The following is a 26,786-nucleotide window of genomic DNA, read 5'->3' as shown; positions in this document are numbered from 1 at the left end:
GGGGTTCTCCGTCTCGCCATTGTGGGTCACCCGTCGGCGGGCCCGCGCGCGACCCCCGGCCCCGGCCCGCACGTGGAGACGCCGCGGAGCCGGGACCCGTTCGTCGGGCTGTGCCACGATGAACCCATGGACTTCTCCTCCTCGCCCCGCGCCGCTGAGCTCACCGCAGCCGTCCGCGCGTTCATCGACACCCACATCGCCCCGGTGGAGCCGGAGATCCACGCCGACATCGCCCGGCGCCGGCTGGCAGGGGAGGATCCGTGGGCGGTCGATCCGCGGGTCCCGGAGCTCCAGGCCCGCGCCCGCGAGCAGGGACTGTGGAACCTCTTCCTCCCGGCCGGACACGAGGGGCCCTACGCCGAGCGCTACGGCACCCACGGCGGCACGGGCCTGAGCAACACCGACTACGCGCCGGTCGCCGAGGAGATGGGCCGCTCGTTCCTCGCCCCGCTTGTGTTCAACTGCAACGCCCCGGACACCGGGAACATGGAGGTCCTGCTCAAGTACGGCTCTCAGGAGCAGAAGGACCGGTGGCTGGACCCGCTACTGGACGGGAAGATCCGCAGCGCCTTCCTCATGACCGAGCCGGATGTGGCCTCCTCGGACGCCTCGAACATGGCCGCCACCGCCCGTATCGAGGGTGACGAGGTCGTCCTCGACGGCCGGAAGTGGTGGTCCACGGGCGTCGGCCACCCGGACTGCAAGGTGGGCATCTTCATGGGCGTGTCCGATCCGGACGCGCACCGCTACCTGCGCCACTCGATGGTCCTGGTGCCGATGGACGCCCCCGGGGTCCGCGTCGAGCGCATGCTCACCGCCCAGGGGGTCTACGACGAACCGCTCGGCCACGGCGAGGTGACCCTGGACGGCGTGCGACTGCCGGTGTCCAGCATCATCGCCGGTCCGGGCAAGGCCGCGGAGATCGCGCAGGGCCGCCTCGGGCCCGGCCGCGTCCACCACTGCATGCGGTTGATCGGCCTGTCCGAGATGGCCCTGGACCTGGCCTGCCGCCGTGCCTCGGGTCGCGTGGCCTTCGGCAAACCCATCGTCAACCTCGGCGGCAACCGTGAGCGTCTCGCCGAGGCGCGCATCGCGATCGACCAGGCGCGCCTGCTGGTCCAGCACGCCGCCTGGAAGCTCGACACCGAGGGACAGGCCGCCGTGGAGGTCAGCGCCATCAAGGCCGCCGTTCCGAAGATGGCGCAGCAGGTGATCGACATGGCCCTGCAGCTCCACGGTGGCGGCGGCATGAGCGACGACTTCCCCCTGGCCGGGGCGTACGCCACCGCGCGGTCGCTGCGACTGGCCGACGGCCCCGACGAGGTCCACCTCGGCGTCGTCGCCCGGGCCCTGCTCGCGCCCTACCGCGACGCCGCCACCACCGGTGGCACCGAGAAGACCGGAGCGACCCGATGACCGCCCGCGACGGCACGCCCGACCGCGACGCCGCCCTGCGGCGCCGCGTCCCGGGAACCGACGCGGTGCGCCGCGAGGACGCGTTCGACGTCGAGGCCGTGGCCGCGTGGTTGCGGTCGATCGCGCCCGACGACCCGACCGTGCTGGCGGGGGTGAATCTGGGCGACGACGACGAGCCGGTCATCCCCGAGGTCCGGCAGTACACCGGTGGCGCGTCCAACCTCACCTACCTGCTGCGCTACCCGGGCGCGGACCTGGTCCTCCGCCGCCCGCCGGCCGGGACGAAGGCCCGCGGTGCCCACGACATGAAGCGCGAACACCGCGTCCAGTCGGCGCTGCGACCGGTGTACCCGCTGGTGCCGCGCATGGTGGGGTTCTGCGGCGACCACTCGGTGATCGGCTCGGACTTCTACGTGATGGAGCGGATGGAGGGCACCATCCTGCGCAAGGAGCTGCCCCGCGAATTGCTCATGGACCGGGTCACCACCCGGCATCTCGCCGAGGCGGCCGTCGACGCGCTCGCCGACCTCCACTTGGTGGACGTCGGGGCCGCGGGCCTGGGCGACCTCGACCGCGGCGAGGGATACGTGCGCCGCCAGGTCGAGGGCTGGTCCGCCCGCTACCGTCGCGCCCGCACCCCGGACGTGCCCGACTTCGCGCCGGTGATGAAGTGGCTGCACGCCAACCAGCCCGACGACGTGGGCCACTGCCTGGTGCACAACGACTTCCGCTTCGACAACCTCGTGCTGGACCCGGACGACGTCACCCACGTCATCGGCGTCCTGGACTGGGAGATGGCCACCGTCGGCGACCCGCTCATGGACCTCGGCGGCGCACTGGCCTACTGGGTGCAAGACGACGACGGCCCGCTGTTCAAGGCGTTCCGCCGCCAGCCCACCCACGCGCCCGGGATGCTCACCCGCAAGCAGGTCGTCGAGCGGTACGCCCGCCGGGCCGGACTGGACATCACCGCGGAGCAGTGGCGCTTCTACGAGGTGTTCGGTCTGTTCCGCCTGGCCGTGATCGCCCAGCAGATCAACCACCGCTACTTCCACGGGCAGACCACCAACCCGGCGTTCCGCGCCTTCCGACCCGGAGTGGCGTTCCTCGAGCAGCGGTGCCTGCGCATCATCCGCACGGGCGACGGTCGCCTCACACCGACCAGGGTCTCCCCGCGGGACGTGGTCCCGGAACTGCTCGGCGTCCCGCGGGTCGTGCTCCCGTTGCTCGCCGGGGGCGTCCACGACGTCCGGGGCAAGGTGACGGGTCTGCTCGGAGGCCTGCCGGTGATCGGCGATCTCCCCGTGATCGGCGGGCGACCCACCGGCACGACGGGTGGTGGGCGCTGATGGGGTCCATCCACCTCGTCCGCCACGGGCAGGCCTCGTTCGGCAGCGGCGACTACGACCGGTTGTCGGAGACCGGTCACCTGCAGGCGCGCCTGGCCGGCGAGGACATGGCCGGCCGCGGGCTGCGGCCCGACGTGATCATCCACGGTGGCCTGCGCCGACAGCGCGAGACGGCGGAGGGCCTGCTCGCCGGCCTGCGCGCCCACCACGACCGGGACGCCGCCGAGGACGTCGCCGTGGAGGTCGACGAGCGCTGGGCCGAGTACGACGCCGACGCGGTACTGGAGGCCGCCCGCGTGGCCGGCCTGACCACCGAGCACGGGACCCTCGACTCCGCCGGTGCCTCCGACGAGGCCAAGCAGGCGTTCCAGCGTCAACTCGACGCCGCCCTCGGGCACTGGGCGGGGCTCGAGGCGTTCGCCGAGTACCGGCGTGACGCCGACGACGCCCTGGCGGACGCCGCCGCGAGGTCCGGGACGGGCAGGACGACCGTCGTCGTCTCCTCCGCCGGCACGATCTCCCTGGCGGTCGCCGGCCTCCTCGCCGACCCCGAAGGAGTCGTGGGGCTGTGGACCCGGTTGCAGCGCGTGACCGTGAACACCGGGACCGCCCGGGTCGTGGTGGGTCGGGGCGGGATGACGTGTATCGCGGTCAACGAACACCAGCACCTCGAGCGGGCGGCCGGGCCCGACGACCCGCGCCGACTGGTCACCCTGAGGTGACGATGTCGGCCGACCGCACGTCGGATCGGCTCGAGGCCGCCTCGCGCCCGGGCGGGCGTCGTATCGTACGACCGTAGAGGCCGTTCCAGGCGGCCGCGAGAGCACGTCAGGAGAACGCCACGATGCCCACCTTCCAGCGCGGTCACACGACGATCGCCTACACGGACACCGGCGCCCCCGCGGGACGCCATGACGCCCCGGTGGTGTTCTTCGCCCACGGATTGCTGTTCTCGGGCTGGATGTTCCAGCACCAGATCGCCCGTCTGCGCGACAAGTACCGGTGCGTGACGATCGACTTCCGCGGGCAGGGCAACTCCCCGCGGGCCATGGGTGGCTACGACATGGACACCCTGACCGTGGACGTGTCCGAACTCCTGCGGCACCTGCAGATCCCGGTGGTGAACTTCGTGGGCCTGTCCATGGGCGGGTTCGTGGGGATGCGCCTGGCCGCCCGCAACCCGGAGATCGTGCACACCCTGACGCTCATGGACACCGCCGCCACCGCGGAGGAGCCGGCCAACCGCAGCAAGTACAAGACGCTGTCCAAGGTGTACCGCGTGGCCGGCATGAAGCCCCTGCGTGCGCGGGTGGCGCCGATCATGCTGGCCGAGGGCAACCTCGACGCCCCCTGGGTGCAGGAGTGGATGACCCAGCTCGAGCGCACCGATCGCGTGGGGCTGGTCAAGGCCATCGACTCCGTCGCCGACCGTGACCCGTGTGAGGACGAGGCCATCCGCATCATCGCCCCGACGCTGGTCATGGTGGGGTCAGAGGACGCGGCCACGCCCCCGGACAAGTCCCGGCGGATCACCGAGCTGATCGCGGGCTCCCGCTATCGCGAGATCCCCGGTGCGGGGCACTCGCCCAGCATGGAACGTCCCGACGAGGTCACCACCATCCTCGAGGCGTTCCTCTCCGAATACGACGTGTGAAGACAAGGGAACCGATGAGAGCTGAGCGCTCGGCTGCAGAGAAGCCAGGGTCGACGGGGCGGTCGGGGTCGGCCGACGGGTGGGTCGGCGTCGTCACGGGCAAGCTCTCCGCGTGGTTGATGCTCGTGGTCGTGCTCCTCGTGAGCGGCGCGGTGTTCGCCTTCGCCTCCTCGGAGGGCTCGTCGCAGGGGCCACAGACGCTCCCGGACGACTCCGAGGCCGCCCTCGTCTCCGAGATCCAGCGCGAGTTCCCGGGGTCCGAGTCCGTCCCCGCGGTCCTCGTGGTGACCCGCGAGGACGGCGACGAACTGGGGCCCGAGGGCATCGCCGCGGCCGTCGGCGCCGGCGAGCGCATGGCCGAGGTCGTCGGTGCTCCCGCAGAGGGACCCATCCCGTCCGAGGACGGCGCCGCCGCCCTCATGCTGGTGCCGGTCGACGCCCAGTTCCTCTCCGGGGGCGCGGCCAGCGACCTGGTGTCGGAGATGAGGGACGCCGTCGCCGACGGTCTCGACGAGGGCATCAGCGCCCAGCTCACCGGCGGCCCGGGGTTCGCCGCCGACACCGCCGCCGCGTTCGAGGGCGCCGACTTCCGACTCCTGGCGGCCACGGCCCTGGTCGTCGCGGTACTGCTCATCGTCACCTACCGCTCACCGGTGCTGTGGCTCGTCCCGCTGATCATCATCGGTGTCGCCGACCGCGTCGCGGCGCTGCTCGTCGCCAAGGTCGGCGAAGCACTCGACATCACCGTCGACGGGTCCACCTCCGGCATCGTCTCCGTCCTCGTCTTCGGTGCCGGAACCAACTACGCCCTGCTCCTGGTGTCCCGCTACCGCGAGGAACTCCGCAAGACCTCGGATCGTCGAACCGCCCTCCGCGACGCGTACCGGGGCGCGGTCCCGGCCATCATCGCCAGCAACGTCACGGTCGTGCTCGCCCTGCTCACCCTGCTCCTGGCGGCCCTGCCCAACTACCGATCGCTCGGCGCCTCCGCGGCGGTGGGCCTGCTCGTCGCCCTGGTCTACGCGCTCGTCGCGCTGCCCGCCGCCCTGGCCGTGTGTGGCCGCGGCCTGTTCTGGCCGTTCATCCCGCGCCCGCACGAGGGACCTGCCGGCACGCAAACCGACGACGGCGCCCCCGTGACCCCGCGGGACTTCGACGAGGACGTCCCGCCGGGCGTCTGGGGCCGCGTCGCCGCGCGCGTGGTCAAGCGCCCCGTGACGGTCCTCGTCTCCTGCGTCCTGCTCCTCGCCGTTTTGTCGCTCGGCCTGTTCGGTACGCGTATCGGCCTGAGCCAGACCGAACAGTTCCGTACCCCCTCCGAGGCGGCCGCCGGGCTCGAGACCGCCGCCGAGCACTTCCCGGCCGGCGTCACCGACCCGGTCACCGTGCTCACCCGCACCGGCACCGAGGGCGAGATCACCGAGGTGGTCCGGGATGTGGAGGGTGTCGTGTCCGCCCGCCCGGCCGGCGAGTCCGGGACGGGATGGAGCCGCGTCACCGTGGTCCTCGACGCCGCGCCCGCGACCGACCGGTCGGAGGACAGCGTGATCGCGCTCCGCGAGGCCGTCGACACGGTCCCCGGTGCCGAGGCGCTGGTGGGCGGGACGGTGGCCGAGGCCGTCGACACGTCCCAGGGCAACCTGCGTGACCTCACCCTGATCGCGCCGCTCATCCTGCTCGTGGTGTTCGTCGTCCTGGTTCTGGTCCTGCGGTCGGTCGTCGCGCCCCTGCTGGTCATGGCGGCGACCGTGCTGTCGTCGCTCGCCGCTCTCGGGCTCGGCACGTTCGTCACCACCCAGATCCTGGGCTTCCCCGGCCTGGACGTGTCGGTGCCGCTGTACAGCTTCCTGTTCCTGGTGGCCCTCGGCGTGGACTACTCGATCTTCCTCACCATCCGGGCCCGCCAGGAGGCCTCCACCCACGCCACCAGGGAGGCGATGGTCCGCGCCGTCGCGTTGACGGGCGGCGTCATCACCTCCGCCGGCATCGTGCTCGCCTCGGTGTTCGTGGTCCTCGGCGTCCTTCCGCTGATCGTGCTCACCCAGGTCGGCGTGATCGTCGCCCTCGGTGTCCTGCTCGACACCTTCGTCGTGCGCACCCTGGTCGTGCCCGCCCTGTTCACCCTCGTGGGGGACAAGGTGTGGTGGCCGGGTGACCCGCGAGGACAGACCCGCCGCGGCGCCACCGCAGGTTCCGCGTCCGACGACCCCGACCGCCTCACCGGCGACCACGGCGCCGGCCCCACCACGACCGAGGAGATCCACGCATGAGCACCACCGCCCGCACCAGCACCGCCGCCCGCACCAGCACCAGCCCCCGCTCCGGCCCGTCCCGGTCCCGCCTGCGAGGCCTGGTGACGGCCCTGGCCGTCGCGCCGCTCCTCGCGGCGGGCCTGGGCACCGCCCCCGTGGCCAGCGCTCAGGACGTCACCGACGGCGGACGCCTCGGCGGCGGCTCCTCGCAGCTCCTGCCCGACGGTGTCGCCGTGGGCTCCCTCGGCGGACCCGAGCTCACCCAGGTCGACTCCGTCGACCTCGAGCGGTACCAGGGAGAGTGGTTCCAGGTCGCCGCCATCCCGCAGCCCTACACGCTGCAGTGCACCAACGACACCAGGGCCGAGTACGCGGTGACCGCGCCCGGCACGGTCTCCGTGCGCAACTCGTGCGGCTCGGCCATCAGTTCGGACTCGGTGATCGAGGGCGAGGCGAAGGTCCGCGACACCGACACCAACGCCTCGCTCCGGGTCAACTTCCCGATGGTCCCGTTCCAGGACGAGAACGGACCCGTCAACTACCGGATCACCTACCTGGCCGACGACTACTCGCTGGCCATCGTGGGCGACCCCACGCGGTCGTCCGGGTTCGTGCTCAGTCGCGAGCCGGTCCTCGACGCCGAGCAGTGGTCCACCGTCCGCGGCGTGATCGAGGACCGCGGTTGGTGGTCATGCGCCTTCCTCACCGTTCCTATGGCGGGCGGCCGCGGCGACGTGACCCCGCTCTGCCTCCTGCCGTGATGAGCACCCGATGAGCATCGATCTCACCTGCACGGTTCCGGCCACCCCCGACGAGGCGTGGCGTTACTTCGCCTCGCCCGGCGCCTTCCGCCGGCTCTCGCCCCCGTTCATGCCGCTGCGACCGGTGAGTGAGGCCGATTCACTGCGGGACGGCGTGGCGGTCCTCGAACCGCGTACGGCGCTGCCGGGACCTCTCGGAGTCCGCTTCGGACCCCGCTGGCTCGCGCAGCACGACCCCGCCGGTTTCATCGAGGGTGAGCGGTTCGTCGACCGCTGCGTGTCCCAGCCGTACGCCGCGACGACCGGATGGGTCCACACGCATACGGTGACGGCCGGTCCGGACGGCACCGCCCTGCTCGGCGACAGGATCGACGCCCGGGTGCCCGGCCGGATGCTCTCGCCGGTGTTCGCCTACCGGTACCGCCAGATGGCCGCCGACCTCGACAGCCTCGCCCGGTACGACAACCGCGCTCTGACCGTCGCCGTCACCGGCGCGTCGGGCCTCGTGGGCACCGCCCTCACCGCGCTGCTCGGGGTCGCCGGACACCGGGTCATCCGCCTCGTCCGCGGCGACGCCCGTGGCCCGGGGGAGCGCCACTGGGACACCGGCGATCCCGCCGCTGACCTCCTCGAGGGCGTCGACGTCCTGGTCCATCTCGCCGGTGCCCCCATCGCTGGGCGCTTCACGGACCGGCATCTCGAACTCGTCCGCGACAGTCGCGTGGGCCCCACCCGTCGTCTCGCCGAACTCGTCGCCGCCCGCGGCGGGTCCACCACCCTCGTGTCCGCGTCGGCGATCGGCTACTACGGCGCCGACCGCGGCGACGAGCGGCTCGTCGAGGACTCCGCTCCCGGCTCCGGTCCGGTCGCCGACATCGTCGTCGACTGGGAGCGCGACTGCGAGCCCGCACGTCTCGCCGGGGCCCGGGTGGTGAACGTGCGCACGGGCATCGTGCTGTCCGGTTCCGGGGGGATGCTCCCGCCGCTGGCCGCCATCACCCGTTCCGGGCTCGGCGGCCGCCTCGGTTCGGGAGAGCAGTGGATGTCCTGGATCTCGCTGGACGACCTCACCGACATCTACCTGCGGGCGATCGTCGACCCCGAGGTGACGGGCCCGGTCAACGCCACCGCCCCGGAACCGGTCACCAACTCCGAGTTCACCCGTGTCCTCGGTTCGGTCCTGCGGCGCCCGACGATCGTCCCGGTACCCGGGTGGGCCCCGGCGATCGTCCTGGGCGGGCGGGGTTCGGACGAGCTCGCCCTGGCCAGTCAGCGGATCCTGCCGCAGGCGCTCGCCGGCGCGGACCACCGCTTCCGACACCCCCGGCTGGAGAGCGCGCTGGCCCACGAACTCGGCGCGAAGGAGCTCCCCGCGGGGCTGTAGAGAGATGCAGCGTTCAGCGCTGCAGGATCATCGGCACGAGCACGCGGCGGGCCAGTGCCCGGATCTGCTCCTCCGTGTCGACCGCGGGCGGGCCGTCCGTCATCACGACCAGTGAGTGGAGGAACCGGCCCACGACGCCGGCGACCTCGCGGGACAGCTGCTCGCACTCCTCGTCGTCCATCGGGCGGGTGTGGACGTCCGCGTTCCACGTGCTGCGGACGAACTGGGCGAGGATCTCGGTGATCGCGTCCAGAACGGTGTCGGACTGGCCCGCGAGCAACGCCATGGCCTCGACCTTGTCGACCTCGATGAGCCGACGAAGCAGTTCGTTCTGCCGGATGTCGAAGACGGTCCCGACCAGCAGGTCCTCGATGTGCCTCACCGGGTCCCACTGCAGGGACTCGAAGGGCGTGTAGCGCGCGTTGACGGTCATCATCAGGCGCTGCGCCTCGTGGGCGTAGATCGCGCGGAGGATGTCGTCCCGCGGCCCCAGACGCCGGTACAGGGTCACGCGGGTGACCCCGGCCGCCCGCGCGATGTCGTCGGTGCTCGTGCCCTTGATGCCGCGCTCGGCGAACACCGCGGACGCCGTCTCGATCAGCCGAACATCCTCGGCGTCGGGCGTGCGGCCGCCACCCAGGCCAGTGTTACGAGTCACGCCCCCATGTTACGACGCCCGGCCGAGGTGGCTGCGCGGAATGCCACCCGTCGGGGGTCACCGCCGGGGCTGGTCGCCACCATCGACGGGGTAGGCACCCTCGCCCGACCGCTGGTCAGCGGCCTGGTCGAACCCGGACGGCTGCCCCGGCCCGGGAGCCTGGGGCCCGCCGATCGCGGGGGTGTCCTGGCCTGCCGACTGCGAGGGGCTGTCGGGCGCCACGCCACCCTCCGACTCCGGGACCATGTCGAACACGCCGGGCTTGGGCTTGGGCCGGCTCGGCTGCTCGTCCATCACCGAGGTCGTACCCTTGGCCGCCGCCTCCGCGGCGGCCACGGACCGGGCGATCTCCGGGTCGGTGGAGGTGTCGAACCACTCGTCGGGCGCCGACGGCAGATCGGCATCGGAGTCGACGTCGGCCGGCTCGTAGCGGAACACCCCGTCGTCGTCCTTCTTGGCGACGGACTTGACGAAGTTCTCCAGCGAATCGCCGAACTGCGAGGGGATCATCCACATCGTGGCGGCCTCGCCCTTGGCCATCTCCGGAAGGTTCTGCACGTACTGGTAGGCCAGCATCTCCGGCGTGGGCTTGGAGGACTTGACCGCGGCGTTGACCCGGGCGATCGCGGCGGCCTGGCCCTCGGCCACGAGGTAGCGGGCTGCGCGCTCACCCTGGGCGCGCAGCATGCGGGACTGCCGGTCGGCCTCGGCGTTGAGGATCGAGGCCTGCTTGTTGCCCTCGGCGTCGAGGATGGCTGCCTGCTTGGCACCCTGCGCCGTCGTGATCGCGGCCTCGCGCTGTCCCTCGGCGGTGAGGATGGTGGCGCGCTTCTCGCGGTCGGCCTTCATCTGCTTCTCCATCGACTCCTGGATGGACATCGGCGGATCGATGGACCGCAGCTCGACCCGGGCCACGCGCAGGCCCCAGCGTCCGGTCTCGGAGTCGAGCACCCCGCGCAGCTGCTTGTTGATCATGTCGCGGCTGGTGAGCGTCTGCTCGAGGGTGAGCCCACCGACGACGTTGCGCAGGGTGGTGGTGGCCAGCTGTTCGACGGCCACGATGTAGTTGTTGATCTCGTAGACCGCAGCCTTGGGGTCGGTGACCTGGAAGAAGACCACCGTGTCGATGCTCAGTGTGAGGTTGTCCTCCGTGATCATCGACTGCGGCGGGAAGGTCACGACCCGCTCGCGCAGATCGACCTTGGCGCGCACCCGGTCGATGAAGGGGATGATGAGCGTGAGCTGGCCGCTCACGGTGCGTTGGTAACGGCCGAGCCGTTCGATGACCGCGGCCTCCGCCTGGGGGATGAGCTTGACCGAGCTCACCACCACCGAGGCGATGAGGATGACGATGACGGCGAGGAAGATCAAGCCTTCCATGGTTCCTCCGATGCTTCTCGTGCGTGTCCGCTGGCCGGAGACCAGCGCCTTCTAGATGCCACGCACGACGATCGCCGTGGCGCCCTCGATCTGGTGCACGAGGACCTTGTCCCCGGCCTCGAACGTCTCGCCCTCGAGGAGCGGACGCGCGGTCCAGGTGTCGCCCGCGATCTCGACCAGTCCGCCGCCCGCACCGATCGCCTCGACGACGGTGCCGTCCCGGCCGGTGAGCGCGGCGGTGTTGGTGTCGTGCTCGGGGAGTGCGGCGAGCAGGCGCCGCCGGACGAGGGGGCGGACCCCCAGGACGAGGACGAGGGAGACGAGGGCGAACGCCAGTGCCTGCCCCCAGACCGGCGCGCCCAGGAACGCCGCGGCCGAACCGCCGAGGGCGCCGCCGGCGAGCATGAGCATGAACAGCTCGCCCCCGGCCGCCTCTCCGGCGGCGAGCAACACCGCTGCTCCGAGCCAGGCCAGTCCCACATGCATGACACCGAGCCTACCGACAACGGGCGACGGGCAGGAGGTCTCCTGCGTGCGGGACTAGGCTGCTGGGACGTGTCGACTCTGAAGAAGTTCGCGTGGCTGTCCGTGGCCACGGCGATCGTGACCATCGTGCTCAAGATCGCGGCCTGGTGGGTCACCGGTTCGGTCGGCCTGCTTTCCGACGCCGCGGAGTCCGTGGTCAACCTCGTGGCCGCGGTGATCGCGCTCGGCGCCATCACGGTCGCCGAGCGCCCGGCCGACGACGACCACCAGTACGGCCACTCCAAGGCCGAGTACTTCTCCGCGGGTGTCGAGGGCGCGATGATCTTCGTCGCCGCCGCGTTCATCCTGGTCGTCAGCGTCGAGCGGCTGATCAATCCGGAACCGCTGGAGGCACTCGGTGTCGGCCTGGCCATCTCGGTGGTGGCCGCCGTGATCAACGGCGTGGTGGGTGTGGCGCTGGTGCGGGCGGGCACCCGTCACCGGTCACCGACCCTCAAGGCCGACGGCAAACACCTCATCACCGATGTCATCACGTCGGTCGGCGTCGTCGCCGGCCTGGCGCTCGCGTGGGCCACGGGCTGGGAGGTGCTCGACCCGATCGTCGCGATCGGCGTGGGACTGAACATCCTGTTCATCGGCTATCGACTGGTACACGAATCGGGGATGGGATTGATGGACGCCACGCTCCCCGACGAGGACAACCGGGCGATCGAGGAGGTCCTCGAACGCCACCGCGAACCCGGCCGCGTCGACTTCCACGAACTGCGGACGAGGGAGTCGGGCAGGTGGCGCTTCGTCGAGTTCCACGCGTTGGTGCCCGGTCAGTGGAGCGTCGAACGCGGGCACGACCTCGTGGAGACCGTGGAGCAGGAGATCCACGCGGTCCTGCCGAGCTCGCACATCACCACACACCTCGAGCCGATCGAGGACGAGCGGGCCTACAACGACGTGCACCTGTGATGCGCCGCGCGCAGCCCGGCTACGCGACCTCGGCGGCGGTAGTAGCTCCTGCCCGCGACGTTCTGCTGGTGCCAGTACCCGCGTAGCAGCGGAGGCAGGTCGGGGATCCAGAACCGGTCCTCCAGCGGCGTGACGGGGTCCGTGGCTCCGAGGGGCACGTCCGCGTAGACGATCCCGGGCCCCTCGTCCGTGCGTCTGGTGCCCAGTACCGTGCCCGAGGCGTCGACGATCTGGGTGGCGCCCACGAACTCCGTGGCGTACGGCACCGATGCGTCGGAACCGGGCAACAAGAGGAAATCCGACCGCAGCGTCCCGCAGTGGGAGGCCTGCAGCACGGGCGCGCCCAGCCGCCGGGCGAACTCCGCCGGCGCGTTCTCCGACAGGTCCCTGTTGTACCGCGCGAGCGAACCGAGCGCTCGCCGGGTCAGCCCGCCCCAGTTGTCCGGGACCGTCCACCAGTGGGTCCCGGTCACCGCCACCGCGACGCGCCCCCGGAGCCTGCGCACGGTCCCGGTGCGGATCAGCTCCCAGCAGCTCGCCACCCCCACCCCGCCGAGCCCGGTGTCGAACGCCCCGTCGTCGCTGCCGTCGGTGTAGAAGCCGCCGCCGGTGTAGAAGCAGTTCTCCCACATCGTCGGCAGGTCCTTGTCATGGATGTGCACGCGTCCGTCGGGCTCGACCAGGTGGTAGCGGTTGAACACCTCGTCGTCGTCGGCCACGAGCATCGACCCACCGACGGTGACGGAGTGGCGTTCGGCGAGGCGTCGGAACATCTCGACGGCCACGTTCTCGCGCGGAAGGACCGCGTCGTGGACCCGCCCGCGCATCGGCACCGGCGACGTGCAGAACTCCGGCACCGCGATCAGGCGCGCGCCCCGCCCGGCGGCCTCGACGATCATCTTCTCCAGTCGACCCAGTGTGAGGTCCACGCGCCCCGGCACGCCTTCCAGTTGCACTGCCGCGGCGTGCACCACCTGCGCGTCCATGAGGCCTCCCGTGTGCGATCGCGCGCGAACGAGCGCGCAGGTCAGCGTGCTGTCCTATGGTCGTGAAGCATACAAATCACGCCCTGCTGTCAAGTGCACTTCGGAAGGATCCATGGAACTCGGCCTCGACACGCGCCTCACCCTGCTCGCCGCGGGTCTCCTCTTCCTGCTGGCGCTCGGCCTGGGGGTGTGGAAGTACCGGCAGATGGCCACCACCGCCGATCATCTCGCCCACCCGTACGTCGACATCGCGCACCGGGCTTCGCTGCTGTACTCGTTCGCGACGCTGCTCATCGCCGCGTTCGTCGAGCTGAGCAGCTGGCCGACCTGGGTGAACCTGACAGCGGCCGCGGTGGTGGTCTTCTTCTTCCTGGTGGCGATCGGCAGCTACATCGTCCACGGCGCGCGGAGGGACACGACCAACCAGTTCGAGCACCCCACGGCGACGCTGCACATCGGCATGGTGGCGCTCATCGTCGGCGAGATGGGCGGGTTCGCGGTGCTGCTGGCGGGGTTCGTCGTGGGGCAGTTCCGGGGTTGAGCCGGCCCCGGGCGGGTTTTCCCGACCGTTCGCCCGGGATGACGCGGTCGGCGGTCGTAGTCTCGGCCGTGTGGGTCATCCGATCATGTTCGACGCCGCGGATCCGCTGCTGACGCGTCTGCGGGAGGTGTGCCTCGCGCTGCCGGACGCCGGCGAGAAGATCTCGCACGGCCGGCCCACCTGGTACACGACCAAGGTGTTCGCGGTGTACGGAGGCTCGGTCAAGGGGGACCACTCGGACCCCCTCCTGGCCCGGGCACTCCTGTTCCTGCCGGATCCGGGGGAGCGCGCGGCGCTGGCGCAGGACGAGCGAGTCCACGTCCCGGCGTACTACGGGCCGGCCGGCTGGCTGGCATTGCCGCTGGACGGTGGACCGGACGGTGGCGGCCGTGGACCGGACTGGGATGAGGTGGCCGAACTCGTCGAATCCTCGTACCGGCAGACCGCCGGGGGTCGGCGCGTCGCTCGTCTGGACGACCGGCGGGAACGCCCCCGCGACTAGGCTGGCCTCATGCCGCTGCGCCCCCGCTCCGACGCCGCCTCGCCACGCAGGCGCTCGTCCGACGGCATGGACCTGGGGACCCGGGCGCTGGTTCTGGGCGTCGGGGCCCTGGTGATCTCGTGGGTGCCGGTGCTCAACATCATTGCGTTCCTCGCGGGCCTGATGGCCGTCGCGTTCGGCCTGCTCGCCCGCTGGCCCACCGGCTGGCTCACCAACGACGAATCGAACCCACGTCGCGCATTAACGGGCGTGGTCCTGGGCGTGATCGCCCTGGTGGTGTTCGTGGTGACCGCGGTGCGGTACTCGGCGCTCTAGCGGGCGTTCGACACGACCCAGCCGATCGCGGTGCGCATCCGGCGCGCGAACGTGCCGGGGTGGGTGGCGCAGACGGCGTGGCCGGCGTGGATCGGGAACACGGCGCTGTGCGGCAGCAGGTCGGCCATCTCGTCCTGGATCCACTGCGGGAACGCGAGGTCACGGGTGGTCTTGACCACCGCGACGGGCAGGGTGAGTTCGTGGAGCCAGGGTGTCGAGTTGAACCCGGCCACCTGGGCGATCACGGTGCGGTGCGTGGCGAGCGAGACCGACGACAACTCGCGCAGCGCCCACGCGTGCGGCCTGAGCGCCTCGTCGTCGACCTGGTCCTCCACCACCTCGCCGACCTCCTCCGGAACGGTGTTGAGCAGCGGCTGGGAGCGGGTGAACCCGCTGAGTGCGACCTTCTCGAGGGCATTGCGCTGTGCGCCCGTCCCGGTGGCGGCCAGCACGAGGCCGCCGAGCCGGGAGGGGTCGCGGCGGGCCGCCAGCTGGGCGACGATCCCGCCCATCGAGTAGCCGCCCACCACCGGTGCCGCCAGGTCGAGGTGGTCGGCGACCCGCAGCACGTCCTCCGCGAGGGTCTCGAACCGGAAATCCCCGTGGAAGCCCTTGCCGTGCCAGCGTTGGTCGAACGTGATGAGCCGGTACTCGCCCCGCAGTCGTTCGAACGTCTGGTACCAGTTCAGCATCCCGGTGGCCGCCATCCCGTGCAGCAGGATCGCCGGTGCGAGGTGCTCCTCGCCGGTGTCGTGGACCTTCGTGGTGACACCGTCCGCGAGCGTGACGATCCGCCCGGGTGGCAGATGCGCCAGGTCGGGGATCATCCGCGGTAGTCGCGCGGCCGTCCGCGGCAGCGAGACGATCGACCTCCTGGACACAGGGCACCTCCTGGTAGTGGTACCCGATTGTGTGTCACCGGGCGGGCGGGCGCATCCGGCCGCGTGGGGCACGCGCCGGGTCACTCCACCGAGACCAGCCCCCGGTCCTCGAGGAAATCGCGCGCGACCAGCGCGGGATCCTCGCCGTCGACGTCGACGCGCATGTTCATCTCCACCATCACCTCGTTGGTGAGGATGTCCACCAGCGGGGCGAGGACGTCCTCGATCTCCGGGTGCGCGTCGAGCATCTCACCGCGGACCACCGTCGCGAGGTTGTAGACGGGGAAGAAGCGCTGGTCGTCCTCCAACACCAGCAGGTCCAGGCCCTTGATCCGGCCGTCGGTGGTGTAGACCTCGCCGAACCGGCACTCCCGGCCGACCGAGGTCGCCTGGTAGATGATCCCCGGCTGCATGATCGGCGTGGGCACGGCGTCCGCGTCGAACCCGTAGGCCTCCGCCAGCCCGGGCCAACCGTCGCGACGCACGGAGAACTCGGTCTCCATGCAGGTCAGGGCCGCCTGTGGATCGGTCCGGGCCAACTCGGCGTACTCGGAGAACGTGCGTACCCCGGTCTCCTCGGCGGTGGCCCGGTTCATCGCGAACGAGTAGGTGTTGTCCACGGTGGTGGGGGGCAGCCACCGCAGGTCGTGCTCGGCCAGGTCGGCGTCGCGCACCGCCTCCCACTGCCCCTGCGGGTCCCGGATGGGGTCGGAGTTGCCCAGGTAGCTCATCCACGCGGTGCCGGTGTACTCCATGCCGATGTCGACCTGCCCCGTCACCAACGCCTGGCGGAAACTGTTCGACCCGGCCAACGAGGACATGTCGGACACCTCCATCCCCGCGGCCGCCAGCAGGAACTCCACGAGGTAGCTGGCGATCACGCCCTCGGTGAAGTCCTTGCCGCCGACCGTGATGCGCACTCCCTCCAGCGCGGGGACGGTGCCCTCGGGGCCGGGGCCCACGGGCAGCGGGACGGAACCGCCGTTGTTGAGCCCACATCCCGTCGCCAGCATCACGGTGGCCAGGAGCGCGGTGACCAGGCGCCTTGTTCGTGTCAACCCTGTTCGCCTCATCCCGGCGCGCGCGGGGATCGTGCCGGTCATCGCAGCCCCTTCGGATTGAACAGGATCTCGCCGACCCCGCCGAGCCAGTCCACGAAGAGTGCCAGGCACACCGCCAGCACCGAGCCGACCACGAGGGTGGTGTAGTCCTGCAGCCGGTATCCGGTGTCGATGAAGATCCCCAGCCCGCCGGCGTCGACGAGGAAGCTCAGCGTCGCCGTGCCCACCGCCAGCACGAGGGTGGTGCGCAGGCCGGCGAGGATGAACGGCACCGCGAGCGGCAATTCGACCGTGCGCAGGACCCGTCCGCTCGACATCCCCTGTCCGCGCGCCGCGTCGATGAGTGCGGGGTCGACGTTACGGATCCCCACGATGGTGTTCCGCAGCACCGGCAACAGGGAGTAGAACGCGACCGGCAGCACACCGATCCAGAACCCTGTCCGGTTGGTGGCCAGGAACAGGAGCACGATCAGGCCGATCGCGGGCGCCGCCTGGCCGATGTTGGCGAACCCCACCGCCACGGGTGCGAGGAACCGCGTGCGCCTGCGGGTGAGCAGGATCCCCAGCGGCACGCCGACCGCCACGACGATCGCCACGACCGTCACCGTGATCTGCACGTGCTCGAGCGTGCGCTGGGTGATGGAGGCGGCGTTGAGCGAGGCCTTCTGTGTCTCGTCCAGTTCGCCGGAGAACGCCCACCACAGCACGCCCACGGCCGCGGCCACGATGAGGAGCGGTTGCACGATCAGCCGCGCGGAGTCCTGGAGAGCGGCGACCCCATTGGCAGCGCCACCACGACCAGCGGAGCCCGCGCGCGTCGCCGTGGCGGGGGCGCTCACGGCGCCACGTCCTGCTCGGCGAGGCCCTCGTCGTTGTGCCGGTGGTGGATACGCCGCAACTCGGCGACCAGGTCGTCGATCCCGATGGTGCCGCAGTAGGCCCCGTCCCGGTCCACGACCACCGTGGTGGCGCTCGCCGTGGACAGCAGTCCGTCCAGCGCCTCCTGCAGCGAGGAGTCGACCGTCACGGTGCCGGTGATCGGCAACCCGCCCGAGCCCAGGTCCGGCATTCGCGACACCCGGTCCCCGCGCACCCAGCGCAGGGGGCGGCCGGCGTCGTCGAGCACCACGGCCCACTCGTCGCTGGTTCCGCGCAACCGGGCCGCGAAATCGGTCGGGCTCTCGGAGGCCCTCGCCGTCGTCGCCCCTTGCAGTTCCACGTCCCCCACGCGCCGGAGGGTCAGTGTCTTCAGCGCGGCGTCGTCGCCGACGAACCCGCTCACCGTCTCGTCGGCGGGGTTGGTGAGGATCGCCTCCGGGGTGTCGAACTGCAGCACCGACGATCCGGGGCCGAGCACCGCGATCCGGTCTCCGAGCTTGACCGCCTCCGAGAAGTCGTGGGTGACGAAGACGATGGTCTTGCGTAGCTCGTCCTGCAGCCGCACGAGCTCGTCCTGCAGCGACGCGCGCGTGATGGGGTCGACCGCCCCGAACGGCTCGTCCATGAGCAGCACCGGCGGGTCAGCGGCCAGCGCCCGGGCCACGCCGACGCGCTGCTGCTGACCACCGGAGAGCTGCGCGGGGTAGCGGTCGCGGTAGTCCGACGGGTCCAGGCCGACCAGCTCCAGCATCTGGTCCACCCTCTCGGCGATGCGCGACTTTTTCCACTTGAGCAGCCGCGGCACGGTGGCGACGTTCTGCGCGACCGTCATGTGCGGGAACAGTCCGGAGGCCTGGATGGCGTAACCGATGCTGCGGCGCAGGGTGTCGGCGTCGAGGGTCCGGTTGTCCTCGCCGTCGATCGTGATCGTGCCGGAGGTGGGCTCGATGAGGCGGTTGATCATCCGCATCGTGGTGGTCTTGCCGCAGCCGGACGGGCCCACGAACACGGTGGTCCGCCCGGCCGGCAGTTCGAGCGAGACGTGGTCCACCGCCGGGCGCTCCTGCCCGGGGTAGACCTTGGTGACGTCGTCCAGCACGATCGGCACGCCGGAGACGGGTTCTGAGGTGCTCACTGGTTCCCCCTGATGGTGAGACGTCCGAGCAGGACGAGGAGCGCGTCGAGGACGAGCGCGAGGACAACGATGAGCACGGTCGCGGTGAGCGCCATCGGCAGCGCGGTGGGCGTGCCGACCCGAGACAGGGCCGCGAAGATGAGGTTCCCCAGCCCCGGGCCCTTGGCGTACGCGGCGATGGCGAGGATGCCCATCGACATCTGGGTGGAGATGCGGATCCCGGCGAGGATGGACGGCCACGCCAGCGGGATCTCGACCCGGCCCAGCACCCCGATCCGGCTCATCCCCACCCCGCGGGCGGCGTCGACGGTCGCCGCGGGCACGGCGTCCAGGCCGACGATGGTGTTGCGCAGGATCGGGAGCACCGCGTAGATCACCAGTGCGGTCATGGTGGGCAGCACGCCCAGGCCGAGGACCGGGATGAGCAGGCCGAGCAGCGCGAACGACGGGACGGTCAGGGCGGTGGCGGCCAGGCCGGTGGCGATCGCGGACCCCGACCGACTGCGGTACACGGCCACCCCGAGCGCGACCGAGAGCAGCGTCGCGATGAGCACCGCCTGCACGGTGGCGCTGATGTGCTGCCACGAGTCCGTCGCGAGTTGGAAGCGGCGGGTGGAGATGAAGTCCATCAGGGCGGTCATCGCATCTCGGCTCCGTCCGTGGGTGGTGCGTTCCGTGTTCGGGTGCGCCCACGGTAGCCGCATCGGTGGGCGTCGAGGGCGCACATGCGCCGATCCGTCGGGACGGTGGCGGGGCGTGGTGCACCATGGGGGCATGACGTCACGGCCCGCACGCCCCCTGGATCACGACCTGACCGAGCGCCTCGACGAGCTCCTCGCCGCCAGTGGCCGCATCGCCCGCCGGCACTTCCACGGTGACCTCGAGTCGTTGGCCGCCGCGGACAAGAACGGCGTGGCCGGGCGCGGTGAGTCAGGCGACGGCGGCAACGGCGACGGCCGGGCCGGGAACGGCGCGACGGACGGGCGCTACGACCCGGTGACCGAGGCCGACCGCGCGATCGAGGCGCTGCTGCGGGCGGGGATCTCGAACGTCTACCCGGGCGACCGGATCGTGGGGGAGGAGAACGGCGAGACCGGGCCGGCCGGCGCCGCCCGGACCTGGTACCTGGACCCGATCGACGGCACCAAGGCGTTCATGACGGGCATGGCCGGGTGGGGCACGCTCGTCGGTGTGGTGGAGGACGGCCGCGCCGTGGCCGGGTGGATGGACCAGCCGGTCCTGGGCGAGACCTTCGCGGCGGTGCACGGCCGCGCCACCGTGCGGCGCCGCTCCGACGGTCCGGGCGCGATCGACCTGCGCGCGTCGGGGTGCACGGAGCTGTCCGAGGCGATCATGTACACCACCCACCCGTCGATGTTCGGTGACGACGGCGAGGTGCGCAGCCGCTACGACGAGCTCGGCCGCCGGGTCCGCCTGCAGCGCTTCGGCGGGGACTGCTACGCCTACTGCATGCTCGCCGCGGGGCGTGTCGATCTGGTCGTGGAGGCCGACCTGAACTCGTACGACATCGTGGCGCTGATCCCGATCATCGAGGCCGCGGGCGGCGTGATCACCGGCCCGGACGGCCGCCAGCCGCTCGAGGGCGGCACGGTCGTGGCGGCCGCGACCCCGGAGCTGGCGGAGCAGGCGTGGGCGGTGCTGGGCACGGACCTGGGGTGACCGAGCCGCTCTTCGGCGTCGACCGCGAGCCCACCATCCTGGGTCCCGGCGCCGTGCACGTGCCCGACTGGCTGAGCCGCGAGCAGCAGGAGTTCCTCCTCCGGGCGTGCGTGGACTGGGCCGCGATGCGCGTGCCTCGCTCGATCGTGCTGCCGGGCGGGGGCCGGATGTCGGTGCGCACGTTCAGCCTGGGGCGCCACTGGGTGCCGTACCGGTACGACGACGACGAGGTGGTCCCGCCGGTCCCGGACTGGCTGGTGCGGGCGGCGCGGAACGGGCTCGCGGCGGCAGCGGCGGTGGAGCCGGTGGTCGCGGGGTCGGCCGACCGGACCCCCGACCCCGTCCCCGCCTACACCCCGGACACCGCCCTGGTGAACCTCTACGGCCGTGGATCCACGATGGGCCTGCACCAGGACCGCGACGAGGCGAGCACGGCACCCGTCGTCTCGCTGAGCCTGGGTGATGCGTGCACGTTCCGCTTCGGGACCCCGGAGCACCGCGGGCGCCCGTACACCGACGTGCGCCTGCAGTCGGGCGACCTCGTGGTGTTCGGCGGGCCGTCGCGGATGGCCTTTCACGGCGTCCCGAAGGTCTTCGACGGCACCGCCCCGGCGTGGTGCCGCGAGGTGCTGGGCGCGGAGCCGGGGAGGGTCAACATCACGCTGCGGGAAACCCGGCCGCCTACGCTGGGCGGATGACGTCAGGGCAGAACCCGTCCGCCAGCCGGAGCCGGATCATTCTCGTGGTGGCGCTCGTCGCCGTCCTGGCGGTGGTCGCCGCGGTCGTGACGGTGGTCGTCTCGTCGGCGACGTACTCCCCGGGGGTGCGCACCCTGTCCCCGAAGATCCAGGTGGCGGCGGGTTCCGATCACGTGGATCCCTACGCAGGCCTGGTGATCCGCGTCCCCGAGGGGTGGCGCGCGGAGTCGGGGGAGCTGGTCTTCGGCAGTACCGTCATGAGTCCGGTCGCGGCTGCCGACGATCCGAGCCGCTCGGACGGCGTCGTGTTGGTGGGGCAGCTCACCGAGGACCTGTTCGACCCGGAGAACCCGGACAACCAGCTCGCGGCGCTCGCACTGGTCAACGGGATGGGTCAGTTCCTGCTCCCCGTCCCGGGGCGGCCGGTCGAGGAGCGGATCGAACCGCTCTCCACGCGCGTCGGCGACGGCTGGTCGGTGTCGTTCCGGGTGCTCCCCACGGTCCCACAGGACATCATCGGCCCGGAGGGCGCGCTGGTGTACTCGGCGGTCGTCGGCGAGGGCGCGCAGCGCTTCTGGCTGACCTACGTCAGTCGTCCGGGCGACGGCACCATGGCGTCGCCGCACGCGGAGTGGGCGGACGAGATCGTCGAGCGTCTGCGGCCCTCCGAGGCGTACTACGCGCCACTGGGCCCGGGGGAATCGACCGCCGAACCGGCCTGAGGCCGGCTCAGGGCCGCATGCGCCGAAAGCCCACCACCGGGTTCCCGTCCGCGAGTCCCTCACGCGACGCGCACACGGTCTCGACCTGCGCCCGCGCCTGGTCCCGCACCGGCGTCTCCGGGTCGAGCACCGACAGGTACTCGGAGTGCTCGGCCAGCGCGTCGACGGCCGGCTCGACGAAACCCTTCACGTCGACGTAGTGCGTCATCTCGGGCGAGGACTCGAACCACATCTGCGGACGCCCCTCCGCGGCGTCCACCCCGACCGCGGCGACCAGGTCGTCGTACGCGGCCCCCACGGCCGCGCCGAACTCCATGTGATCGCGCGGGTTGGGCATCCCCGGCCCGAACTCCTCACCGGAGTACAGGGAGATGACGACGTCCGGGCGATGGCGGCGGATCGCGTCGGCCACCGCGTCGCGCAGTTCGGCGTTGTTGACGATCCGACTGTCCGGGAAACCGAGGAACTCCACCTCGTCCACTCCGACGATCGCCGACGACCGTCGCTGTTCCTCCTCCCGGATCGGCCCGGCGATCGCCGGCGCCATCCCCTCGATGCCCGCCTCGCCGCTGGAGGCCAGGACGTAGACGATGCTGCGGCCCTCGGCCGTCCAGCGCGCCACCGCGGCGGACATCCCGTACTCGGGGTCGTCGGGGTGCGCGACCAGGACCAGCCCCCGGGTCCAGTCGGTGGGGAACGCCTCGGGCACGGAATGGCCCGAGGATGCCGGGGTGGTGGCCTTCTCGGGCTGGGCTGCGTTCTCTGGCCGGTCCGGGGAATCGTTCATGACCCGAGTATGGCCCTCCTCGGTGCTCGCGTGCCCGCCGTCGCCGGAACGGGCCCACGTAAACTTGCCGCGAACCTCATCGTCGTCGTCGTCCCCTCATGGAGGCCCCCAGTGTCCGCACTCTTCCCCGACTACCGCCCCACCTGGGAGACCGACGACCACCGGCTGCTCCGCGAGCACGCCCGCGCGTTCTTCGCCAAGGAGATGACGCCCAACCAGGAGAAGTGGTCCACACAGAAGCACGTGGACCGCGAGACCTGGCTGCGCACCGGCGAGGCCGGCCTCATCTGCCTCGACGTGCCCGAGGAGTTCGGCGGCCAGGGCGGCGACCCGGGCATGGAGTACCTCGTCACCGAGGAGCTCGTCCACTCCGGCGACACCGCCTTCGGAATGGGCGTCGGCTCCACCATCACCCCGCACTACGTGGCGAACTACGCCACGGAGGAGCAGAAGCGCGAGTGGCTGCCGAAGATCTGCTCGGGTGAGTGGATCTCCGCCATCGCCATGACCGAGCCCGGCGCCGGGTCCGACCTGCAGGGCGTGCGCACCACCGCCAAGCGGGACGGCGACCACTACGTCATCAACGGCTCCAAGACCTTCATCTCCAACGGTGGCTCCGCCGACTTCGTGGTGGTGGTGGCCAAGACCGACCTCGACGCCGGCCACAAGGGCATGGCCCTGTTCGCCGTCGAGGCCTCGACGCCGGGCTTCGAGCGTGGCCGCGTGCTGGAGAAGATGGGCCGCCACGGCGCGGACACCGCCGAGCTGTTCTTCAACGACATGCGCGTGCCCGCCGCCAACCTCCTCGGTGGCGAGGAGGGGCAGGGCTTCTACCAGCTCATGAACCAGCTCCCGCGCGAGCGCCTGGCGATCGCCGTGGACGCGCTGGCCATGGCCGAGGCCGCCGTCATCGAGACGCTCGAGTACGTCCGCGAGCGGCAGGCGTTCGGCAAGCCGATCCTGGACTTCCAGAACACCCGCTTCGAGCTGGCGCACTGCAAGACCCAGGTCATGGCCACCCGCACGTTCGTCGACCACTGCATCTCCCGGGAGATCGACGGCGAGCTCGACGCCGTCACCGCCTCCATGGCCAAGCTCCAGGCGACCGACATGCTGGACGACGTGGTCGACCGCTGCCTCCAGCTGTTCGGCGGCTACGGCTACATGATGGAGTACCCCATCGCGCAGAAGTTCGCCGGCGCCCGCGTCATGCGGATCTACGGGGGCACGAACGAGATCATGAAGGAGGTCATCGGCCGGGCGCTGTGACGGTTCTGCGCTCCGCCGGCGGCGGCCCGGGGCCGGCCTAGCGGCCGCGCAGCAGTTCGGTGAGCTGACGGACCGTCGGGACCTTCCCGCCCACGACCAGTTCGTCGTCGACCACGAGGCCGGGAGTCTTCATGAGGCCGTAACCGGCGATCTCGGCGACGTCGGTGACCTCGATGATCTCGTCCTCTCTCCCGAGCCCGTCCAGTGCCTCCCTGGTGCGGGTGACGAGGGTGTGACAGTTCCGGCATCCGGGGCCGAGCACCTTGACGATCATGGTTCCTCCTGGGGGTGGTGTGATTCGGGTTCGGTGTGATTCGGGTTCGGTGCGATTCGGGGTGGCTCAGGCGACGAGGTTGAAGAGCAGGCCGATGGCGAGGATGCCGACGGTGACCACGCCGAAGAACAACGCCAACAGAGGCGGCTTCATCACCCGGCGCAGCATGATCGCCTGCGGTACCGACAGGGCGATCGAGCTCATGATGAACGCCATGACGGTGCCCAGGCTCATCCCCTTGGTCCACAGGGCCTCGGCGATCGGTACGACCCCGGCCCCGTTGACGTACAGCGGTACCCCGGCGAGGGTCGCGACGAGCACGGCCAGCGGGTTGTCCGGACCGGCCCAGCGCAGGAAGAAGTCCTCCGGTACCCAACCGTGGATCGCGGCACCGATGCCGACGCCCACGATCACCCAGATCCACACGTCGCGCAGGATGTCGCGTGATTCGCCCAGGGCTGCGTCGACCCTCTCGCGGAGGGTGGGCACGTGGCCGTCCGCGCGCAGGGCTGCCACGCGGGTGGTGTACACGACCTGGTCGACCCACTTCTCGAGGCGTAGTCGCGACAGGACCCAGCCGGCGACGAACGCGATGCCGGCGCCGGCCGCGACGTAGGCGGCGGCGATGTGCCAGCCGAACATCTCTCCGATCATGATCGCCGCGATCTCGCTGACCAGGGGGGAGGCGATGAGGAAGGTCAGGGTCACCGACAGGGGGATGCCGGCGGCCACGAACCCGATGAACAGGGGGATCGAACTGCAGGAACAGAAGGGGGTGACCACGCCGAGCACGATCGCCAGGGTGAGTCCGACGAACAGGCCTCTGCCCTCGAGCCAGTCACGTGCTCTGTCGAGGTCGAGACTCGCGCGGAGCATCCCCACCACGAACATCAGTCCGACGAGCAGCAGCACGATCTTCACGGTGTCGTAGAAGAAGAAGTGCACCGCTCCGACCGCCCGGTCCGCGAGGTCGAGGCCGAGCCACCCCACGGCCGCGTCCCAGAACCACTCGTTGGACATCCACAGTGCGACCCATGCGACCGCGGCCAGGGCGAGCGCAGCCACGAGCCGCCGGTGCTCGCGGACCCCGGCTAGGTCGTCGGGGCCGGACCGGCCTGCCACGGGAGCGGGGGAGGTGCTCATGGGTCCACTGTACGATTAAGATCGATAACCGTCGATAGGAACAGGTCAGAACCTTTATTGAGGGGGTGGCAGGGTGCCGGACGCGGCCGTGCGCGATGTCGTGGTGATCGGCGGGGGCCAGGCGGGCCTCGCGGCCGGTTTCTACCTCCGCCGCGCCGGCGCGGACTTCGAAATCCTCGACGCCTCGAACGAGCCCGGCGGCGCGTGGCCGCACACGTGGCCGTCCCTGCGGTTGTTCTCGCCCGCCGACTTCTCGTCCCTGCCGGGCCGCCGCATGCCCCGCACCGACGACGGCGCCAATCCCGACGCGGCCCACGTCGTGGACTACCTGCGCGGTTACGAGGAGTACTACGACCTCCCCGTGCGGCGCGGGGTGACGGTGGTCGCCGTGGAGCGGCCGGGAGCGGGGCGAGAGGGTGGCTACGCCACCAGCAACAGCGACGACCACGACCACGACCACGACCACGACGACGACCATGACGACGACCACGACGACGAGGGCTTCCTCATCCGGGCCGCTGACGGTCGCTCGTGGCGCGCACGGGCGGTCATCAGTGCGACCGGTACCTATCGACGCCCCTTCGTCCCCACCTATCCGGGCGCCGCTGACTTCCGTGGCCGGCAGCTGCACAGCGCCGCCTACCGGGGCCCGTCGGACTTCGAGGGCAGGCGCGTCGTGGTGGTCGGTGGCGCGAACTCGGGCGCCCAGATCGCCGCTGACCTCGCCCGGCCACTCGCGGACTCCGGCGGGTCGCTGACCTGGTGCACAACCGGCCCGCCCCGCTACCTGCCCGACGATGTCGATGGCCGCGAACTCTTCCGCGTCGCCAACGCGGCCATCCGGGGGGTGGGGGAGTCCGGCGGCGGCATCGCCGAGCTGGGCGACATCGTCGTGGTGCCGCCGGTCCGCGCGGCTCGTGACGCCGGCCTCCTGGAGGCGACGCCGATGTTCGAGCGGTTCACCGCGGCCGGCGTGGGGTGGTCGGACGGTCGACGCGAGCCGGTCGACGCGGTGATCTGGTGTACCGGCTTCCGGCCGGCGTTGGGTCACTTGCGGGGGTTGCTGCCGCGTCGCGACGGACGGGTCGTCACGCGTGGCGTCGAGGTGCCGGGCGTCCCGGGACTGTTCCTGCTCGGCTACGGCGACTGGTGCGGCGCGGCGTCGGCGACCCTCATCGGGGTGGGGCAGTGGGCGAAGGCGGCGGTGGCTGCGTCACTGGCGTGAGCGAGCGTCGCGCCGGTCATGCTTGCTTCCTCTCGACTGACCGAAGATGGTGCGGCGTAACCCTTGCCTGTTCGAATGTGTGTGCGTATCATAGAACACAGATTCGATACGAGGTAGGCGGCGCACGGTCAGGGGGTGGAGCACATGGGCGGTGATGCTGACCGCGCGGCCGGTGGCTCCTCCTCGTCTGGTGGCGGCGCCGGTTCCGCGGCGCCCTCTTCGCTGTCGGGGCTGCGGGCGGCGGCGCGTGAGGGGTGGATGGGCGAGAATCGCGCGGCGGCGCACCGGTTCGTGGCCTGTTACGAACTGTTTGTCGAATGCCAGCGCCGGGAAGAGTCCGGGGCGGGCGGCGGTGAGTGTCGGCCCGGTCATGCGGTGCTCGATCCGA

28 protein-coding genes and 1 pseudogene are annotated in these 26,786 nt (G+C 71.3%); 17 read left to right on the top strand and 12 right to left on the bottom strand.

The genetic code is table 11. From position 1 onward, the window contains the following. Positions 1 to 126 precede the first annotated feature (126 nt). From NR111_RS17110 to NR111_RS17080, 7 genes are all read left to right on the top strand, one after another. The gene (locus tag NR111_RS17110) at positions 127 to 1,416 is read left to right on the top strand and encodes an acyl-CoA dehydrogenase family protein (RefSeq protein WP_256821504.1); all 1,290 of its coding nucleotides are present in this window, start codon (positions 127 to 129) and stop codon (positions 1,414 to 1,416) included. Beyond that, positions 1,413 to 2,765: a phosphotransferase family protein gene (locus tag NR111_RS17105; protein WP_256821503.1), complete on the top strand. Its 1,353-nt coding sequence runs from the start codon at positions 1,413 to 1,415 to the stop codon at positions 2,763 to 2,765. The genes NR111_RS17110 and NR111_RS17105 overlap by 4 nt, the downstream gene beginning before the upstream one ends. Continuing rightward, entirely contained in the window at positions 2,765 to 3,487 is a 723-nt protein-coding gene (locus tag NR111_RS17100) for a histidine phosphatase family protein (protein ID WP_067719071.1), read from the top strand. Before NR111_RS17105 ends, NR111_RS17100 begins: the two co-directional genes overlap by 1 nt. Positions 3,488 to 3,609: 122 nt before the next feature. Beyond that, positions 3,610 to 4,419, top strand: a complete 810-nt coding sequence (locus NR111_RS17095) for an alpha/beta fold hydrolase (RefSeq protein ID WP_256821502.1) — start codon at positions 3,610 to 3,612, stop codon at positions 4,417 to 4,419. Between the two features lie 14 nt (positions 4,420 to 4,433). Then, positions 4,434 to 6,689: an MMPL family transporter gene (locus tag NR111_RS17090; protein ID WP_374210753.1), complete on the top strand. Its 2,256-nt coding sequence runs from the start codon at positions 4,434 to 4,436 to the stop codon at positions 6,687 to 6,689. After that, a complete protein-coding gene (locus NR111_RS17085) occupies positions 6,686 to 7,432 on the top strand; it encodes a lipocalin family protein (RefSeq protein ID WP_256821501.1) in 747 nt (248 codons plus the stop codon). The genes NR111_RS17090 and NR111_RS17085 overlap by 4 nt, the downstream gene beginning before the upstream one ends. 10 nt (positions 7,433 to 7,442) lie before the next feature. Continuing rightward, positions 7,443 to 8,816 carry a TIGR01777 family oxidoreductase gene (locus tag NR111_RS17080; protein WP_067719077.1) on the top strand — a complete coding sequence of 458 codons (1,374 nt, stop codon included), beginning with the start codon at positions 7,443 to 7,445 and terminating at the stop codon, positions 8,814 to 8,816. Positions 8,817 to 8,829: 13 nt separating this feature from the next. Here the strand turns inward: NR111_RS17080 and NR111_RS17075 are convergent, their stop codons facing one another. The 3 genes from NR111_RS17075 to NR111_RS17065 are packed head-to-tail and all read right to left on the bottom strand — an operon-like array spanning position 8,830 to position 11,340. Beyond that, positions 8,830 to 9,474: a TetR/AcrR family transcriptional regulator gene (locus NR111_RS17075; protein WP_256821500.1), complete on the bottom strand. Its 645-nt coding sequence runs from the start codon at positions 9,472 to 9,474 to the stop codon at positions 8,830 to 8,832. A 57-nt stretch (positions 9,475 to 9,531) separates the two neighbouring features. Next, positions 9,532 to 10,854 carry an SPFH domain-containing protein gene (locus NR111_RS17070; protein ID WP_120285285.1) on the bottom strand — a complete coding sequence of 441 codons (1,323 nt, stop codon included), beginning with the start codon at positions 10,852 to 10,854 and terminating at the stop codon, positions 9,532 to 9,534. A 51-nt stretch (positions 10,855 to 10,905) separates the two neighbouring features. Continuing rightward, positions 10,906 to 11,340, bottom strand: coding sequence for an NfeD family protein (locus NR111_RS17065; RefSeq protein WP_069389913.1), 435 nt, complete (start codon positions 11,338 to 11,340; stop codon positions 10,906 to 10,908). Positions 11,341 to 11,409: 69 nt separating this feature from the next. Between NR111_RS17065 and NR111_RS17060 the strand changes: the two genes are divergently transcribed. Next, positions 11,410 to 12,300: a cation diffusion facilitator family transporter gene (locus NR111_RS17060; protein WP_154830214.1), complete on the top strand. Its 891-nt coding sequence runs from the start codon at positions 11,410 to 11,412 to the stop codon at positions 12,298 to 12,300. Here NR111_RS17060 and NR111_RS17055 read toward each other — a convergent pair. Continuing rightward, complete coding sequence (locus NR111_RS17055; protein WP_256821499.1) at positions 12,279 to 13,286, bottom strand: carbon-nitrogen hydrolase family protein; 1,008 nt, start codon at positions 13,284 to 13,286, stop codon at positions 12,279 to 12,281. The two genes, NR111_RS17060 and NR111_RS17055, sit on opposite strands and share 22 nt — an antisense overlap. Positions 13,287 to 13,398: 112 nt before the next feature. Here NR111_RS17055 and NR111_RS17050 point away from each other — a divergent pair, with 112 nt between their 5' ends. From NR111_RS17050 to NR111_RS17040, 3 genes are all read left to right on the top strand, one after another. Next, entirely contained in the window at positions 13,399 to 13,827 is a 429-nt protein-coding gene (locus NR111_RS17050) for a hypothetical protein (RefSeq protein ID WP_256821498.1), read from the top strand. 70 nt (positions 13,828 to 13,897) lie between these two features. Continuing rightward, the gene (locus NR111_RS17045) at positions 13,898 to 14,329 is read left to right on the top strand and encodes an MmcQ/YjbR family DNA-binding protein (RefSeq protein WP_256821497.1); all 432 of its coding nucleotides are present in this window, start codon (positions 13,898 to 13,900) and stop codon (positions 14,327 to 14,329) included. Positions 14,330 to 14,338: 9 nt separating this feature from the next. Next, entirely contained in the window at positions 14,339 to 14,644 is a 306-nt protein-coding gene (locus NR111_RS17040) for a hypothetical protein (protein WP_256821496.1), read from the top strand. Here the strand turns inward: NR111_RS17040 and NR111_RS17035 are convergent. From NR111_RS17035 to NR111_RS17015, 5 genes are all read right to left on the bottom strand, one after another. Continuing rightward, on the bottom strand, positions 14,641 to 15,525 hold the full coding sequence (locus tag NR111_RS17035) for an alpha/beta fold hydrolase (RefSeq protein ID WP_256821495.1): 885 nt from the start codon (positions 15,523 to 15,525) through the stop codon (positions 14,641 to 14,643). The genes NR111_RS17040 and NR111_RS17035 overlap by 4 nt on opposite strands. Positions 15,526 to 15,605: 80 nt before the next feature. Continuing rightward, the gene (locus NR111_RS17030; protein ID WP_374210752.1) at positions 15,606 to 16,628 is read right to left on the bottom strand and encodes a glycine betaine ABC transporter substrate-binding protein; all 1,023 of its coding nucleotides are present in this window, start codon (positions 16,626 to 16,628) and stop codon (positions 15,606 to 15,608) included. Then, positions 16,625 to 17,335: an ABC transporter permease gene (locus NR111_RS17025; RefSeq protein WP_067719194.1), complete on the bottom strand. Its 711-nt coding sequence runs from the start codon at positions 17,333 to 17,335 to the stop codon at positions 16,625 to 16,627. The genes NR111_RS17030 and NR111_RS17025 overlap by 4 nt, the downstream gene beginning before the upstream one ends. Before the next feature lie 86 nt (positions 17,336 to 17,421). Continuing rightward, complete coding sequence (locus NR111_RS17020) at positions 17,422 to 18,600, bottom strand: ABC transporter ATP-binding protein (RefSeq protein ID WP_067719100.1); 1,179 nt, start codon at positions 18,598 to 18,600, stop codon at positions 17,422 to 17,424. Next, a complete protein-coding gene (locus NR111_RS17015; RefSeq protein ID WP_067719103.1) occupies positions 18,597 to 19,241 on the bottom strand; it encodes an ABC transporter permease in 645 nt (214 codons plus the stop codon). The genes NR111_RS17020 and NR111_RS17015 overlap by 4 nt, the downstream gene beginning before the upstream one ends. A gap of 133 nt (positions 19,242 to 19,374) precedes the next feature. Between NR111_RS17015 and NR111_RS17010 the strand changes: the two genes are divergently transcribed. From NR111_RS17010 to NR111_RS17000, 3 genes are read left to right on the top strand one after another with little or no spacing between them, the layout of a single operon-like run. Continuing rightward, positions 19,375 to 20,280 (top strand): inositol monophosphatase family protein, encoded by a 906-nt coding sequence (locus tag NR111_RS17010; RefSeq protein WP_256821494.1) that lies wholly within the window; start codon positions 19,375 to 19,377, stop codon positions 20,278 to 20,280. Beyond that, positions 20,277 to 20,978 (top strand): alpha-ketoglutarate-dependent dioxygenase AlkB, encoded by a 702-nt coding sequence (locus NR111_RS17005; RefSeq protein WP_256821493.1) that lies wholly within the window; start codon positions 20,277 to 20,279, stop codon positions 20,976 to 20,978. Before NR111_RS17010 ends, NR111_RS17005 begins: the two co-directional genes overlap by 4 nt. After that, positions 20,975 to 21,700 (top strand): APA family fibronectin-binding glycoprotein, encoded by a 726-nt coding sequence (locus tag NR111_RS17000; RefSeq protein WP_256821492.1) that lies wholly within the window; start codon positions 20,975 to 20,977, stop codon positions 21,698 to 21,700. Before NR111_RS17005 ends, NR111_RS17000 begins: the two co-directional genes overlap by 4 nt. A gap of 7 nt (positions 21,701 to 21,707) precedes the next feature. On the opposite strand, the gene NR111_RS16995 is transcribed toward NR111_RS17000, so the two are convergent. After that, a complete protein-coding gene (locus NR111_RS16995) occupies positions 21,708 to 22,487 on the bottom strand; it encodes a PIG-L deacetylase family protein (RefSeq protein ID WP_082924063.1) in 780 nt (259 codons plus the stop codon). A gap of 111 nt (positions 22,488 to 22,598) precedes the next feature. Here NR111_RS16995 and NR111_RS16990 point away from each other — a divergent pair, with 111 nt between their 5' ends. Further along, the gene (locus NR111_RS16990) at positions 22,599 to 23,756 is read left to right on the top strand and encodes an acyl-CoA dehydrogenase family protein (protein ID WP_159147587.1); all 1,158 of its coding nucleotides are present in this window, start codon (positions 22,599 to 22,601) and stop codon (positions 23,754 to 23,756) included. A 37-nt stretch (positions 23,757 to 23,793) separates the two neighbouring features. Here NR111_RS16990 and NR111_RS16985 read toward each other — a convergent pair whose 3' ends face one another. Together NR111_RS16985 and NR111_RS16980 are read right to left on the bottom strand one after the other, a co-directional pair. Beyond that, the gene (locus NR111_RS16985) at positions 23,794 to 24,030 is read right to left on the bottom strand and encodes a thioredoxin family protein (RefSeq protein ID WP_154830223.1); all 237 of its coding nucleotides are present in this window, start codon (positions 24,028 to 24,030) and stop codon (positions 23,794 to 23,796) included. A gap of 66 nt (positions 24,031 to 24,096) precedes the next feature. Continuing rightward, positions 24,097 to 25,173, bottom strand: a complete 1,077-nt coding sequence (locus NR111_RS16980; protein ID WP_256821491.1) for a permease — start codon at positions 25,171 to 25,173, stop codon at positions 24,097 to 24,099. A gap of 73 nt (positions 25,174 to 25,246) precedes the next feature. On the opposite strand from NR111_RS16980, the gene NR111_RS16975 reads away from it, so the two are divergent. After that, a complete protein-coding gene (locus NR111_RS16975; protein WP_256821490.1) occupies positions 25,247 to 26,398 on the top strand; it encodes an NAD(P)-binding domain-containing protein in 1,152 nt (383 codons plus the stop codon). 135 nt (positions 26,399 to 26,533) lie between these two features. Next, positions 26,534 to 26,786: pseudogene (locus tag NR111_RS16970) on the top strand (hypothetical protein); the annotation flags it as partial.

It is taken from the genome of Dietzia sp. Die43, from assembly GCF_024519835.1.
Classification (GTDB): domain Bacteria; phylum Actinomycetota; class Actinomycetes; order Mycobacteriales; family Mycobacteriaceae; genus Dietzia; species Dietzia kunjamensis.
The sequence above is the reverse complement of the archived record's forward strand: the minus strand, read 5'-3'. Positions and strand labels throughout refer to the sequence as shown.